The sequence below is a fragment of the Accumulibacter sp. genome (assembly GCF_032229525.1).
In the GTDB taxonomy this organism is placed as follows: Bacteria; Pseudomonadota; Gammaproteobacteria; order Burkholderiales; family Rhodocyclaceae; genus Accumulibacter.
The window spans coordinates 1-14,124 of record NZ_JAVTWB010000037.1; the positions used below are offsets into that span (position 1 = coordinate 1).

Below are 14,124 nucleotides of genomic sequence, written 5' to 3' on the forward strand. Positions count from 1 at the left end.
GTGGTGGCATTGGCCGAGGCGGTCACGCCGGTTTGCGTGCCGACCGCGTTGATCGCGGCGGCGATGTTGGCACCCTGGCCAGCGGCATTGCCGCCGGCGGCGACCGCGCCAACGTTGATGCCGTTGATGCTGAAGGTGTTTGCGGCGACGGCCGCGAAGGTCGTCGCTGCCGCTCCGGTTACGGCATTGCTGTTGGCGGTGGCGGTGACGCCTGAATCGGCCGAGACGGCATTGATGGCCGTGGCGATCGAGAAGGCGCTGGCGGCGCTCTGCCCCGGGCTCGCACCGAGCGCCGAGGCGCCGACCTGGAAGCCATTGAGCGTCAGGTCACCGGCCGATAGCGCGGTGGTGGTTGCCGTGCCGGTGGTCGTCGCGGCGAAGCTGGTGCCCGAGCCGCCGAGGGCCGAGGCGCGTGCACTACCGAGCGAATTGATGGTCAGGCGATCGTTGGAGGTGCCGTTGGCACCGATCTGGAAGCTCTGCGAAAGGAAGGAACCATCGAGCAGCTTGGTGCCGTTGAACGAGGAATTCTGCGCGACGCGGTCGATTTCCTCGACCAGCGAGCGGACTTCCTGGTTCAGTGTCGTGCGGTCGGACGCCGAGTTGCTGGCGTTGCTCGCCTGGACGGCGAGTTCGCGCATCCGCTGCAGGTTGTTGCTGATCTGTTCGAGGTCGCCTTCAGCCGTTTGCGCCAGCGAGATACCGTCGTTGGCGTTGCGTGCGGCCTGGTTGAGGCCGCGGATCTGCGAGGTCATCCGGTCGGAGATGGCCATGCCGGCGGCGTCGTCCTTGGCGCTGTTGATACGCAGGCCGGACGACAGGCGTTGCAGGGAGGTCGCCAGAGAGGTCTGCGACATATTGAGGCTGCGCTGCGAGTTGAGCGACGCAACGTTGGTGTTGATGACTTGGGGCATTTTCCTTCTCCTATCACTGTGAGAATCAACTTCGGGTTTCGGCGGTCTGCCTGGAGAGGCTTTGGCCGGTCCATCCTGTGTGGCGATTGTTTCGCTGACAATTTTGCTTACGACCTGCCGCTGGAGAACTTGAGAGTTTTTTCCTTGGCTCTGTCGCGTAAGTTCTTTATCGGCAGCTGGGCCGCAAAGTTGAGGGCACAAAGTGGAAAACACTGCCTTGCGCGCCGACGGCGGCGCCGCAGTCTGTTTTCAGCGGCGTTCGCTGGCGGTTATAATTAGCGCAGTCGGCTCCGGATCAGGGTTTTCGCTGATCGCTGCCGACACGTAGGGTCGACTTCGCGGGCGATCAAGCCCGCGCGGACCCTTCCGCCACACCGCCGATTGTGAAAAGGCCGGCACACCGCCGGCTTTTTTTGTTTGCCCATGTTCGTGGATTGAAGATGCGGATTCTGCTCTGCAATGATGATGGCTATTTCGCTCCCGGCATCGAACACCTGGCGCGTGCGCTGTCGGAACTGGCGGAGATCACCGTCGTTGCGCCGGAGCGTGACCGCAGCGGAGCCAGCAATTCGCTGACGCTCGATCGCCCGCTGTCGCTCAAGCGCGCCGCCAACGGCTTCTATCACGTCAACGGCACGCCCACCGATTGTGTTCATCTGGCGGTGACCGGGATGCTCGACGGTTTGCCGGACATGGTCGTTTCCGGAATCAATATCGGTGCCAACATGGGCGACGACACCATCTATTCGGGGACCGTCGCGGCGGCGACCGAGGGTTTCCTGCTCGGCGTACCGTCAATGGCCATTTCACTGTGCAGCAAGACCGGCGAGCACTACGAGACGGCGGCGCGGGTGGCCAGTGAGCTGGTCGGCATGCTCGAAAGGCAGGCGCTGCGCGAGCCCGTACTGCTCAACGTCAACGTCCCCGACGTGCCCTGGGAGCAACTGCGCGGCACTGTCGTCACCCGCCTCGGCAAGCGCCACAAGGCGGAGCCGGTGGTGCGCACGCTGTCGCCACGTCATGAGACCGTGTATTGGGTCGGCGCTGCCGGCGCAGCGCAGGATGCGGGTGAGGGGACGGATTTTCACGCCGTGCAGAACAAGCAGGTTTCCGTGACGCCGCTGCAGATCGACCTGACCCACAACGCCCAGCTGTCGCTGGTGCGCGGCTGGCTGCTACAATGAACCGCGTTGTGGCCGGCGTCGGCATGACCTCGCAGCGCACGCGGACACGCATGATCGAGCGTTTGCGTGAGCAGGGCATCGAGGACGAAGACGTCCTGGCGGCCATCGCCGCCGTGCCACGACATGTCTTCGTCGAAGAGGCGCTGGCCTCGCGTGCCTACGAGGATACGGCGTTGCCGCTGGGCTTTTCGCAAACGATTTCACAGCCCTATGTGGTGGCCCTGATGATCGAGGCGCTACGTGCCGGTGGGCGCCCGTTGGGCAAGACCATGGAGATCGGTGCCGGCTGCGGTTACCAGGCGGCGGTGCTGGCGCAACTGACGGACGAGGTTTACGCTGTCGAGCGCATCGGGCCCTTGCTGGCCAAGGCGAGGCTCAACCTGCGCGCGATCAAACAAACCCAGGTGCGCTTGAAGCACGCCGATGGGCGGCTTGGCCTGCCGGAAGCAGCACCCTTTGACACGATCATCGTCGCCGCCGCGGCGCCGCGCGTGCCGCCAGCGCTGGTGCAGCAACTCGCAGCCGGTGGCAGGATGATCCTGCCGCTGGGCGGGGCGACCCAGGTCCTTGTCCTGATCGAAAAGCAGGGCGAGGCGGTGGTCGAAACCCGTCTCGATGCTGTTCGTTTCGTGCCGCTACTCACGGGAGTCGAATGAAGGATCAACGCTTTCTCGCCCGCTACGGGTCAGCACTGGTTTTGCTGGGCGCCCTCGTTGTCGCGGGTTGCGCCAGCAAATCGCCATCGTCTGTCAGCGACCGCAGCGCTTCGACCGCTGTCGTGGACAAAGACATGTACACCGTCAAGAAGGGCGATACGCTGTATTCGATCGCTGCCGAACATGGCGTGGACTTTCGCGAGCTGATCGTCTTGAACCGTATCGATAATCCCAATCGCATTCTGGTCGGTCAGTCCCTGCGGGTGCGGCCAGCGGGCTCTGCGGTTGGCGCCGGGGCAACGGTGGTGCGGCCGATCGACACCGCATCGTCGGTGGAGCAGCGATCGCTCAGCGCCAGCGGTGATACGCTGAAGCGCGAGCCGCTGGCCGGCAAGGAACCGTATTCCGAGCAGGCATTGGCGCGGGCTCAGGCACCCGCACCGGTGCAACACAAGACGGCAGAGCCGGCCGCCGCCGCTACCGCGGCCGCGCCCAGCACGGCAAAGCCGGCGGAGGTTGCGGCGGGGAGCGATGACGTGGCCTGGATGTGGCCGGCGAGTGGCAAGCTGGTCGGCACCTTCAATGAAGGCGGGGCCAAGGGGATCGATATCTCGGGCAATGCCGGCGAACCGGTACTGGCTGCCGGTGGCGGCAAGGTCGTCTATAGCGGTACCGGCCTGCGCGGCTACGGCAAACTGGTGATCGTCAAGCACAACAGCACCTACCTGACCGCCTACGCGCACAACCAGAGCATTCTGGTCAAGGAAGGCCAGACGGTCGCCAAGGGACAGAAGATCGCCGAAATGGGCAATACCGATGCCGACCAGGTCAAGCTTCACTTCGAGGTCCGGCGGCAGGGCAAGCCGGTCGATCCGCTCAAGTATCTGCCGCCGCGCTGACCGTCATGTCGGGGCCTTTCGATGCTGATTCCGACCGTCTCGAAGGCCATCTCGACGAGCCGGAGTTTGCCGTAGAAGAGCTGCTGCCCGAAGCAGAGTCCGACCCTTCGTGCCAGTCACCCGAGGCCGAGCTGCTCAATGACGTCACCCAGCACTACCTGAACGAAATCGGCGCGAAGCCGCTGTTTTCGCCGACCGAGGAGGCGGATTGGGCGCGCCGCGCGAAGGCGGGAGAGTTTCTCGCCCGGCAGAAGATGATCGAGCACAATCTTCGCCTGGTGGTGAACATCGCCAAGCACTACCTCAACCGCGGCATGGCCTTGCTCGACCTGATCGAGGAGGGGAATCTCGGACTGATCCACGCCATCGAAAAGTACGATCCCGAGCGCGGGTTTCGCTTTTCGACCTACGCCACCTGGTGGATCCGGCAAAGTATCGGGCGGGCGATCATGAATCAGTCGCGCACGATCCGCCTGCCGGTGCACGTGGTCAAGGAAATCAACGTCGTATTGCGCGCCATCCGCCATCTGGAGTCGGCCAATGGACGTGAGATCTGCGTCGAACAGATCGCCCATCTGATCGACCGGCCGGTCGAAGACGTGCGCCGCGTGATGGCGCTCAACGAACGCATCGCTTCGCTCGACGCGCCGTTGCAGATCGATCCCAGCCGGACCATCGGCGAGGTGATCGCCGACGACAGCCTGCTCGAGCCGGAGGATCTGTTGCAGACAACCGAGACCGGCGAGCTGTTGAGCCAGTGGGTGGGGCAGCTGGCGGAGAAACAGCAGCAGGTGCTGCGACGCCGTTACGGCCTCGCTGGCAGCGAAACCTGTACGCTCGAGCAAATCGCCGTCGACCTCAACCTGACCCGTGAACGCGTGCGCCAGATCCAGATCGAAGCGCTCGATCAGCTCCGCCGGATCATCCGACGCGGCGGTGTGACGCGCGACAACCTGCTCTAGGGCTTGGCCGCCAGCCGATTCTCGCGGACTTCGCGCAGCACTTCCGCCAGCTGGAAGACGGACATGGCGTAGAAGCTCGAGCGGTTGTAGCGGGTAATCACGTAGAAATTATCGAATCCGAGCCAGTATTCGGTCGCTTCGCCCGGCGTTACCAGGTCGATCAGTGCTGCTGCTTGATCCGCGTATTCGTCAGCGGCCGCGAACACGCCTCGCGAGGCCAGCTCTCTCACCGTCAGCACGGGTTTGATTCCGGCGGCGATCAGCGCCGCCGGATTGCCGTTGACGCGTGCCGGCACGGCTACCGGAGCGCCTTTCTGCCAGCCGTGCTCGGCCAGGTAGCGGGCGACGCTGCCGATGGCGTCGGCAGGACTGTTGCGCAGGTCGATGCGGTCGTCGCCGTCGAAGTCGACGGCGAAGCGGCGTTGGCTGCTCGGCATGAACTGCGGAATGCCCATGGCACCGGCGTACGAGCCATCGATGTCGAGCGGGCTGACGCCGTTTTCGCGTGCCAGCAGCAGAAACTGTTCGAGTTCGTTGCGGAAGAACTCGGCCCGTGGCGGGTAATGGAAGGCCAATGAAGCGAGCGCTTCGAGGACGCTGAAACTGCCCATGTTTTGACCGTACTCGGTCTCGACGCCGATGATCGCGACGATCACTTCCGGTGGTACGCCGTAGATCGCCTCGGCGCGTTGCAGGAGCGCGCCGTGCTCGCGCCAGAAGCTCTGGCCACCGGCTTGCCGGCGGCCATTGACGAAGCGCTGGCGGTAGCGTTGCCAGGAGCGCTGCTGGCTCGGAACGGCCGGTGGGCGAATAAAGCGCAGTACCGAGGCGTTCGGCTGGATGGCGGCGAACTGCTGCGTCAAGTGGGTGATATCGAAGCCATGCTGTTGGTGCATGTCGACGATGAAGGCCTGGACCGCGGGTTCTTCGCTGAATCCTGTCTTTGTCTGGGCGTGCAGGCATAGCGGTAGCAGGCCACTGAGCAGCCCGAACAGCAGGGCGGTGCGAATTTTCTTCAAGCTCGTTGTCTCCTTTGTCTCGTGATTGGCGGTAGTCGGTGTATGCATTGCTGCAGCAGGCGCAGCGCCTGAGCTTCGCGGTGGCCGTAGCGCAGGGCGGCATAATAGCCGGCGGCTTCACTGGTGAGCGCGGCAAGGTCGGGTTTCTCACGTGCCACCCGTTGCGCGAAAGCGAGCGGGCCTTCCCATCCGGCGCGGCTGATTCCCCGTCGTGCGAGCTGCGCGCAGTACGCCTGCCACGCGCGCTGCACCGGGTCGACTGCACGGCGTCGTGGCAGCGTCCAGAGAACGACGATCAACAGCGCCATGCCGCAGAGGACGGCCAGTGAGGCGGTCATGCTTTGCCAGTCGGGTGCTTGCCAGCCGAGCCGCGACAGGACTTCACGCTGGCGTTGCGGATTGTAACCGAGCACCCACTGATTCCACGCGTTGTTTGCGGCCTCCCAGCGGTTGCGCATCTGTCGCAGCCAGTCGGCGTCGAACTGGACGATGAGCGGCAAGGGCTCGCCTGCGGGAAGCGCAGCGACGATGCCTTGCTCGATGCGCGACGGGGCGACCGCCGCGGTGGGATCAAAGCGTACCCAGCCCTCTCCGGCGAGCCAGATTTCGGCCCAGGCGTGGGCATCCGACTGGCGCACCGTCAGATAGCCATCGACCGGATTGACCTCGCCGCCCTGGTAGCCAGCGACCACCCGTGCCGGTACGCCCGCCGCCCGCATCAGGAAGACGAAGGCCGAGGCGTAGTGTTCGCAGAAGCCGCGGCGGGTAACGAACAGGAACTCGTCCATCGCGTCGCGGCCGAGCAGCGGCGGGCGAAGGGTGTAATGAAAGTCCTCCTGGCGGAACATCGCCAGCGCGGCCTCGGCGATCTCTTTTGGGGGTCGGGAGGACCACTCGCTGGCCAGTGCGCGGGCGCGCGGGTTGACGTCCGCCGGCAGCGCCAGTGCCTGTTGCAGTGCGATTGGTGTTTCCGTCACGTTGGCGCGGTAGTCCGGCGAAGAGGTAAACGAAAACCGCGAGCGGACGCGCAGCGCTTGCCGGGACAAGGCTTCGAGGGTCGGCGCCAGGCTGCTGTCGGGCGGCAAGCTGGTTGCTACGTCGAGCGCCAGCAACCAGCGCTCGTTGCTGGCTTCGAGAATGCTGACGTAGGTGTACGATCTGCCGCTGCTCTCGATCACCGGAGCTTGCCGCGGCGAGCCGGCTGGCAGTGCGCGCGAGCGCCAGGTCAGTCCGTCGTATTCGTCGAAAACCGGGCCGCGCCAGTAAAGATCGGACTTCTCCGGCAGCTCGTCGGCGAAGCGGCTACGAAAGGCGATGGCGCCCGACTGGCTTAACTGGCTGATCGAGCCGGGCGACATCTGCTTGGGCAAGCCGCTGAGTCCGGAGTAGGCGTCCTGCGGCAATCCCCAGAGCGGGCCCGAGACGCGCGGGAAGAGCAGGTAGAGGATCAACATGAAGGGCAGTGCCTGGGCCAGCAACAGGCCCGCCTGGCGGGCAATGACGGTCATTGGCTGGCTGCCGCCATGCAGCCGGATCAGCGCCGCGGTGAGCAGGGCGATGGCGGCCAGCAGCCACAGCCCGGTGGGGATGCTCTCCGAGTAGAGATAGTGGGTGAGCAAGAGAAAATAGCCGAGCATGACGACCACCACCGCATCACGTCGGCGGTGCATCTCCATCGGTTTCAGGGCCATGAAGACGACCAGCAGGGCTACCCCCGCATCCTTGCCCAGCAGGGTGCGGAAGTGCCAACCGATGGCCGCGATGCTGCCGATCATCAGCACCATCAGCAGCGCGCGCGGCGGCAGCGGACGGCGCCCATGCCACAGCCAGGCGCGCCACAGCAGGGTGCCGCCGACGAGCAGCGAGAGCCACCATGGCAGGTGCCAGAAGTGTGGCCCGGCGGTTGCCAGGGCGACTGCCAGCAGCCACGGTACGCTGCCGTGGTCGAGGGCCACGGCGGGTCTGGGGCCCACTTTACGGCGCGCTTTCACCGTACAGCGCCAGCGTCTGCAGGCAGCTTGCCCGATGCCCATCGCCCTGCGCCGGCGCGATCCGTTTTCCGGGCAGCGCCAAGCCGTAGCATGCTTGCTGCTCGTCGGCGGCCACCACCCAGCCGGCGAGTATCGACAGGCGATCTTCCGGGTCGCCGTCGGCCGGGGTCAGGGACCAGTCGAGCCACAGTTCTTCGCTCGCGCCACCGGCGAACTGCTTGACCAGGTGCGGCTGGTCGTCGGAGCGGCGGGCCACTGCCTTCCAGGCGATGTGCCGCGTCGGGTCGCTGATCTGGCGTGGTCGCAAGCCGGCAAAATCTTCCTGCCCCTGGTTGCCGTGCCGGTGGTCGGCGTGGGCTGCCGCTGACGGCGCCGGCAGCGGCGTGCGAATCGGTTTGGGATAGATCACCACTGACCACACCGGGTAAGGATAGCTCCAGGCACGGAACAGGCCGAGCGGATAGCGCGTGCACAGCGTGATGCGACCCGGGTCGAGGCGGCCGCGGCGCAGCGTCGCCCACGGCACGGTGATCGTCGCCGTGCCTTCGGCCGGCAGGTCGGCGGTGACTACGGTGGCTACGCTGGCTACGGGCTGCTCCGCGAAGGAGAATTCCAGTGCGTGCCGCGATTGCCGGCGGGCGTTTTCGAGTTGCAGGGGAAAGTGCGCCAGGTCACCGGCAAAGACGGGCTGCGCACGGCCTGGCGTCAGGCGCAGGCCGAACAGATTGTAAAAGGTATGCACCATGGCGACGACGCCGACGCCGGCGAGCAGAAAGATCAGCGCGTGGCCGAGGCTGAGGTTGTAGTTGATGGCGCCGACCAGCATCACCGCCAGGACGATGGCGAACAACATGCCGGCGCCGGTCGGGATGATGAAAATCCGGCGTTGGCCGAGGACTATCGGTGACTGCCGGTCACGCGCCAGGCGAAACAGCCAGCGCTGGAACGCGTCGAGCAGAACCATCAGGCCAACGGTACGGCGCGAATCAGGGCGGCGATATCTTCTGCGCCGGCATGGCTGCCGCTGACCAGTCGCAGTCGGTGGCGGGCGACGGCAGGCAGGACGGCCTGCACGTCTTCGGGCAAGACCATCTCGCGGCCGCCGGTAAATGCCCAGGCGCGTGCTGCCGCGAGCAGCGACAAAGCGGCGCGCGGACTCAGCCCGTGCACCAGGCGCGAATCGTTGCGGGTGGCCGCGATCAGCGCTTGCAGGTAATCGAGCAAGGCTGGCGAGACGTGCACCGCGGCCGCCTGCTGTTGCAGCGCCGCGAAGTCCCCCGGCGCCAGGCGGGCAGCAAGTGTCGGCAGTTGTTCGCGCCGGCCACCGCCCTCGAGCAGCAAGCGCTCGGCGTCGTGGTCCGGATAGCCGAGTTCGATGCGCAGCAGGAAGCGATCCAGTTGCGACTCGGGCAAGGGAAAGGTGCCGATCTGGTTCGACGGGTTCTGCGTGGCAATGACAAAGAAAGGTTCCGGCAACGGCCGCGTTTCTCCCTCGGTGGTCACCTGCCCTTCCTCCATCGCTTCGAGCAGCGCGCTCTGCGTTTTCGGTGTGGCACGGTTGATCTCGTCGGCGAGCAGAACCTGCGAGAAGACCGGGCCGGGCAGAAAGCGGAAGTTGCCCGCTTCGCGGTCGAAGACCGAGACGCCGAGGATGTCCGCCGGCAGCATGTCGCTGGTGAATTGGACGCGGGAGAACTGGAAACCAAGTAGACGCGCCAGCGTGTGCGCCAGCGTGGTCTTGCCGACGCCGGGCAGGTCTTCGATCAGCAAATGCCCATTCGCCAGCAGGCAGCACAGGGCCAGTCGCGTTTCCCGGCTCTTGCCGAGAATGACCTGATTGGCCGCGGCAAGGATTTCGGTAACCGGGGATCTTGTGGTGGCGGGCAGCATCGCTTGTCGTCGTGGCGTAATTCGGACGATAATAAACCATCAGCGAATAACTCGTTTTCTCATGGATCCCGGCAGGCATGGCGGCTTCCAGCTGCGGTAGAGAGGCAATAGTGACCAGTACTGCATTCATCACCCACCGTGACTGCCACCTGCACGACATGGGTTCGTATCATCCGGAGTCTCCGGAGCGCCTGACCGCGATCAGCGATCATATGATTGCGCAAGGACTCGATTCGTATTTTGCCTATCACGATGCACCCCTGGCGGCCTTGCCGCAACTCCAGCGCGTGCATTCGGCCGCGCATCTGGAACGTGTCAAGCGTGCCTCGCCCGAGTTGGGCATCGTTCACCTCGATCCGGACACGGCGATGAACCGCCACACCTGGAAGGCCGCACTGCGGGCCGCCGGGGCAGGGATATTGGCGGTCGACCTGGTGATGGCTGGCGAAGCGCAGAACGCTTTTTGTGCCATCCGCCCACCGGGTCACCATGCCGAGCGTGCAGCGGCAATGGGTTTCTGCTTCTTCAACAACATCGCCGTGGCCGCAGCGCATGCGCTGGAAGCCCATAAACTGTCGCGCGTGGCGGTGGTCGATTTCGACGTCCACCACGGCAACGGTACCGAAGATTGCTTCAAGGGTGACCCGCGGGTACTGATGGTGAGCACCTTCCAGCACCCCTTCTATCCCTACAGCGGCACCGAAAACCCGTCCCCCAACATGCTCAACGTACCGCTCGGCAGGGGCGCCGACGGCGAGGAATTCCGGCGCGTGGTCAGTGAGCTGTGGATGCCGCGTCTGCGCGAGTTCAGACCGGAGATGATTTTTATCTCGGCCGGTTTCGACGCCCATTACGAGGATGAAATGGGCGGTTTGAGCCTGCTCGAGAAAGACTATGCCTGGGTGACCGGCCAGTTGACCGAGCTGGCCGACGAGTGCGCGCAACAACGAATCGTGTCCATGCTCGAGGGAGGCTATTCGTTGTCGGCGCTGGCGCGCAGCGTTGTCGCGCATCTGCGGGTGCTGGCTGACTTCTGAGTTTGGTTTGCCCGCCATAGAGGTCGCGCACCGTTCTACGGTGCACAGACCTTTTCATGGCCAAGGTGGTTGCCTTCAGTTAAAATCAACAGCTTGAATTCACCCGGCCGAGTCCTTTCGGTCACTTCTCGGGCGCCCACCCATGACCATGATTACTGGATCGATCGTCGCCATCGTCACCCCGATGCACGAGGACGGAAGCCTTGACCTGCCTGGCCTGCGCCGCCTGGTCGACTTCCATGTGCAGGAGGGTACCGACGCCATCGTCATTGTCGGTACCACCGGCGAATCGCCGACGGTAAACGTCGAGGAACACTGCGAACTGATACGTGTCACCGTCGATCAGGCGGCCGGCCGTATTCCGGTGATCGCCGGCACCGGCGCCAATTCGACCGCTGAGGCGATCGAACTCACCCGTTTCGCCCAGCAGGCGGGTGCAAACGCCGCTTTGTCGGTGGTTCCGTATTACAACAAGCCGACTCAGGAAGGGCTCTATCAGCACTTCAAGGCGATTGCCGAGGCGGTCGATATTCCCGTCATCCTCTATAACGTGCCCGGCCGGACGGTCGCCGATATGGCCAATGACACCGCGCTCAGGCTGGCCGAGGTGCCGAATATCGTCGGGATCAAGGACGCCACCGGCAACATGGAGCGAGGGACCGACCTGATCGCCCGGGCGCCAAAGGGGTTTGCCGTCTATAGCGGTGATGATGCCAGTGCCTGCGCCCTGATTCTGATGGGGGCCCAGGGCGATATCTCGGTGGTGGCCAATGTCGCGCCACGGCTGATGCACGAGATGTGCGCCGCGGCACTGGCGGGCAACGCCATCGTTGCCCGTCAACTGCATACCCGCTTGCTTGGATTGCACCACCATCTTTTCTGCGAGGCGAATCCGATTCCCGTCAAGTGGGCCTGCCACGAACTCGGCCTGATCGCGGCTGGGCTACGCTTGCCCTTGACGCCGCTATCGGCGGATTGTCACGAGCGGGTCCGTGCCGCCATGCGCCAGGCCGGCGTACTCGTCTAGATGCGGGGTTTTCAAATGAGTCCTGTCGTTTTGCGCTTCCGCCTTGCGGCTCTGTTCGTGGCGCTGCTGCTTGGTGCATGCAATGGCTCGATGCTGGAAACCAAGAAGATCGACTACAAGACGGCGTCGGCCAACAAGGTGCCAACCCTTGAGGTGCCACCTGACCTGACCTCACCGACACGGGATGATCGTTACGCGATTCCTGACACCGCTGGCAAGGGTACGGCGACTTACTCGGCGTACGCCGCCGAGCGATCGCCGCAAGCCAAGGCGCAGCAGCCGAGTGATGTCTTGCCGACGGTCGACAACGCGCGCGTCGAGCGCGCGGGCAACGAACGCTGGCTGGTGGTCACCGGCGCACCGGACAAGCTTTGGGGGCAGGTCAAGGATTTCTGGCAGGAAAACGGCTTTGTGCTCAAGCTGGACTCGCCCGATACCGGGGTGATGGAGACCGACTGGGCCGAGAACCGCGCCAAGATCCAGCAGGACTTCATCCGCAACATCCTCGGCAAGGTGATCGATTCGGTCTACTCGACAGCCGAGCGTGACAAGTTTCGTACCCGTCTGGAGCCAGGAAGAGCGCCGGGGACCACCGACATCTTTATCAGCCACCGGGGGATGTACGAAATTTTCGTTTCCGAAGGCAAGGATCAGACCAAGTGGCAGCCGCGTCCTGCCGACCCGGAACTGGAAGCGGAAATGCTGCGTCGCCTGATGATTCGTCTGGGGAGTGACGAGAAGCGCGCGACCGCGGCTATCCAGGCAGCAAAGGAAAAGCCGGCGGAGAGAGCCAAGTTGTCGCGCGCTGCTGACGGTGCCGGTACCCTCGAGGTGGATGAGTCGTTTGACCGTGCCTGGCGGCGTGTCGGGCTGGCACTCGATCGTGTTGGCTTCACGGTTGAAGACCGGGATCGCTCCCGTGGTATCTACTTCGTTCGTTACGTGGATCCGGAATTCGATAACGAGAAAGAGTCGGACGGTTTCTTTGCCAAGCTGAACCCCTTCAAGGGAAGTTCGACCGCCAAGCAGAAAATCCAGTACCGCATTTTCGTCAAGGACGCGGGTAGCCGCTCGACTGTTCAGGTGCTCACGCCAGAGGGTGGCATTGACAACTCCGATACCTCGAAGAAGATTCTCAATCTGCTCCACGATCAGTTGAAGTGATGCGTTTTGCATCGTTGGGCAGTGGCAGTCAGGGCAACGCCCTGATTGTCGACGTCGGGGAGACCAAGGTGATGGTCGACTGCGGCTTTTCCGTCAGGACCGCAACCCAGCGGCTCGCCAGACTGGGTACGGCTCCCGATGAACTGGCCGCGATCTTGGTCACGCACGAGCATGGTGACCATGTTGGCGGTGTGTTCGCCTTCGCCCGTCGTCATCAGCTCCCCGTTTACCTCACCCACGGCACGCATGCGGCGGCTGCGCGGGGCTTGACCGCCTTGCCGCAATGCCGCCTGATCGACGGCTACACGCCTTTTGCCATTGGTGGCCTCGAAGTCACTCCCTTTCCGGTGCCTCACGACGCGCGCGAACCGGTGCAATATGCGTTCGGCGACGGCAATCGCCGCCTTGGCCTGCTCACCGATACCGGTTCGATCACGCCACACATCGTTGACATTCTTGGTGCCTGCGACGCGCTGATGCTCGAGTGCAATCATGACCAGGATTTGCTCGCGGCGTCACGTTATCCGGCATCGCTCAAGCGGCGCATCGGCGGGCGTTTCGGCCATCTCGAGAACGGTCAGGCGGCGACACTTCTGCGCCAGATCGAGACCGGGCGCCTGCAACATCTGGTCGCGGCACATCTGAGTCAGGAGAACAACCGGCCGGAACTCGCTGTGCGGGCACTCGCAGCAGCGGTCGGCTGTAGCGAGGACTGGATTGGCGTCGCTGAGCAGGAGGGCGGTTTCGACTGGCGGCAAGTGAGCTGAACTACTCTCCGCAAATGGAGCGAAAAAAAGCCGGCTTGCGCCGGCTTTTTTCTGGTGCCTGAAGAATTACTTCTTCATTGCGTCCTTGGCAGCATCGGTAGCGCCCTGGGCAGCAGCGCCAGCAGCTTCCTTGGCAGCGTCCGTCATCGGCTTGCTGGCATCGGCCGGAGCAGCAGCGTCCGCCGGCTTGGCGGCATCGGCCGGAGCGGCGGTGGGCGCAGCAGCGGGTTCAGCAGCCGGAGCAGCGGCAGGCGCAGCGACCGGGGCGGGCTCAGGTGCAGCCATCGGCTTGGCTTCTTCTTTTTTGCCGCAGGCGGTCACGGCAAGCGCGAGCAGCGCAGCAACGAGCAGGGAGTGTTTCATATTGAGGTTCCTTATCGACATTGAAATGACTACAACGAGCTAGGCGCTCATTGGTTGACCGGAAAGCACATTGATCAACGCGTTATTTTAACATTGGTTTTCGCGGTCGATGCGGCATAATTTGTGCACTGCGGTATCGGTCGTCCGGGCGGTTGTCGCTCGGCGACGGCGGTGAGCGAGGTTGACGGACGGTCGCGGCGGGTAGGCGATCAAGAGGGTTGCGAAGAGCTCTGCGGCGATCTCCATCTCCA

At 64.1% G+C, this 14,124-nt stretch carries 13 protein-coding genes and 1 pseudogene; 8 read left to right on the top strand and 6 right to left on the bottom strand.

Features of this window, described 5'->3' with window-relative positions:
* Nucleotides 1–914, bottom strand: a pseudogene (locus RUW20_RS02560) (flagellin); the annotation flags it as partial.
* Nucleotides 915–1,354: 440 nt separating this feature from the next.
* Between RUW20_RS02560 and surE the strand changes: the two are divergent.
* Genes surE through rpoS form a run of 4 tightly spaced genes read left to right on the top strand, consistent with a single transcriptional unit; the run spans nt 1,355 to nt 4,615 of the window.
* On the top strand, nt 1,355–2,098 hold the full coding sequence (gene surE / locus RUW20_RS02565) for a 5'/3'-nucleotidase SurE (protein ID WP_313950630.1): 744 nt from the start codon (nt 1,355–1,357) through the stop codon (nt 2,096–2,098).
* The gene (locus RUW20_RS02570) at nt 2,083–2,754 is read left to right on the top strand and encodes a protein-L-isoaspartate(D-aspartate) O-methyltransferase (RefSeq protein WP_313950645.1); all 672 of its coding nucleotides are present in this window, start codon (nt 2,083–2,085) and stop codon (nt 2,752–2,754) included. The genes surE and RUW20_RS02570 overlap by 16 nt, the downstream gene beginning before the upstream one ends.
* On the top strand, nt 2,751–3,653 hold the full coding sequence (locus RUW20_RS02575) for a peptidoglycan DD-metalloendopeptidase family protein (protein WP_313950631.1): 903 nt from the start codon (nt 2,751–2,753) through the stop codon (nt 3,651–3,653). The genes RUW20_RS02570 and RUW20_RS02575 overlap by 4 nt, the downstream gene beginning before the upstream one ends.
* 5 nt (nt 3,654–3,658) lie before the next feature.
* Nucleotides 3,659–4,615, top strand: coding sequence for an RNA polymerase sigma factor RpoS (rpoS, locus tag RUW20_RS02580; protein ID WP_313950632.1), 957 nt, complete (start codon nt 3,659–3,661; stop codon nt 4,613–4,615).
* Here the strand turns inward: rpoS and mltB are convergent.
* The 4 genes from mltB to RUW20_RS02600 are packed head-to-tail and all read right to left on the bottom strand — an operon-like array spanning nt 4,612 to nt 9,515.
* Nucleotides 4,612–5,634 carry a lytic murein transglycosylase B gene (mltB, locus tag RUW20_RS02585; protein ID WP_313950633.1) on the bottom strand — a complete coding sequence of 341 codons (1,023 nt, stop codon included), beginning with the start codon at nt 5,632–5,634 and terminating at the stop codon, nt 4,612–4,614. The two genes, rpoS and mltB, sit on opposite strands and share 4 nt — an antisense overlap.
* A complete protein-coding gene (locus RUW20_RS02590; protein WP_313950634.1) occupies nt 5,631–7,589 on the bottom strand; it encodes a DUF3488 and transglutaminase-like domain-containing protein in 1,959 nt (652 codons plus the stop codon). Before RUW20_RS02590 ends, mltB begins: the two co-directional genes overlap by 4 nt.
* 19 nt (nt 7,590–7,608) lie before the next feature.
* Nucleotides 7,609–8,589: a DUF58 domain-containing protein gene (locus RUW20_RS02595; protein ID WP_313950635.1), complete on the bottom strand. Its 981-nt coding sequence runs from the start codon at nt 8,587–8,589 to the stop codon at nt 7,609–7,611.
* Nucleotides 8,589–9,515, bottom strand: a complete 927-nt coding sequence (locus RUW20_RS02600) for an AAA family ATPase (RefSeq protein ID WP_313950636.1) — start codon at nt 9,513–9,515, stop codon at nt 8,589–8,591. Before RUW20_RS02600 ends, RUW20_RS02595 begins: the two co-directional genes overlap by 1 nt.
* Before the next feature lie 110 nt (nt 9,516–9,625).
* Between RUW20_RS02600 and RUW20_RS02605 the strand changes: the two genes are divergently transcribed.
* From RUW20_RS02605 to RUW20_RS02620, 4 genes are all read left to right on the top strand, one after another.
* Nucleotides 9,626–10,552, top strand: a complete 927-nt coding sequence (locus RUW20_RS02605) for a histone deacetylase family protein (RefSeq protein WP_313950637.1) — start codon at nt 9,626–9,628, stop codon at nt 10,550–10,552.
* A gap of 148 nt (nt 10,553–10,700) precedes the next feature.
* The gene (gene dapA, locus RUW20_RS02610) at nt 10,701–11,579 is read left to right on the top strand and encodes a 4-hydroxy-tetrahydrodipicolinate synthase (protein ID WP_313950646.1); all 879 of its coding nucleotides are present in this window, start codon (nt 10,701–10,703) and stop codon (nt 11,577–11,579) included.
* Nucleotides 11,580–11,594: 15 nt separating this feature from the next.
* Nucleotides 11,595–12,743 (top strand): outer membrane protein assembly factor BamC, encoded by a 1,149-nt coding sequence (bamC, locus tag RUW20_RS02615; RefSeq protein ID WP_313950638.1) that lies wholly within the window; start codon nt 11,595–11,597, stop codon nt 12,741–12,743.
* The gene (locus RUW20_RS02620) at nt 12,743–13,510 is read left to right on the top strand and encodes an MBL fold metallo-hydrolase (protein WP_313950647.1); all 768 of its coding nucleotides are present in this window, start codon (nt 12,743–12,745) and stop codon (nt 13,508–13,510) included. Before bamC ends, RUW20_RS02620 begins: the two co-directional genes overlap by 1 nt.
* Nucleotides 13,511–13,576: 66 nt before the next feature.
* On the opposite strand, the gene RUW20_RS02625 is transcribed toward RUW20_RS02620, so the two are convergent.
* Nucleotides 13,577–13,873, bottom strand: coding sequence for a hypothetical protein (locus tag RUW20_RS02625; protein WP_313950639.1), 297 nt, complete (start codon nt 13,871–13,873; stop codon nt 13,577–13,579).
* Nucleotides 13,874–14,124: the final 251 nt, after the last annotated feature.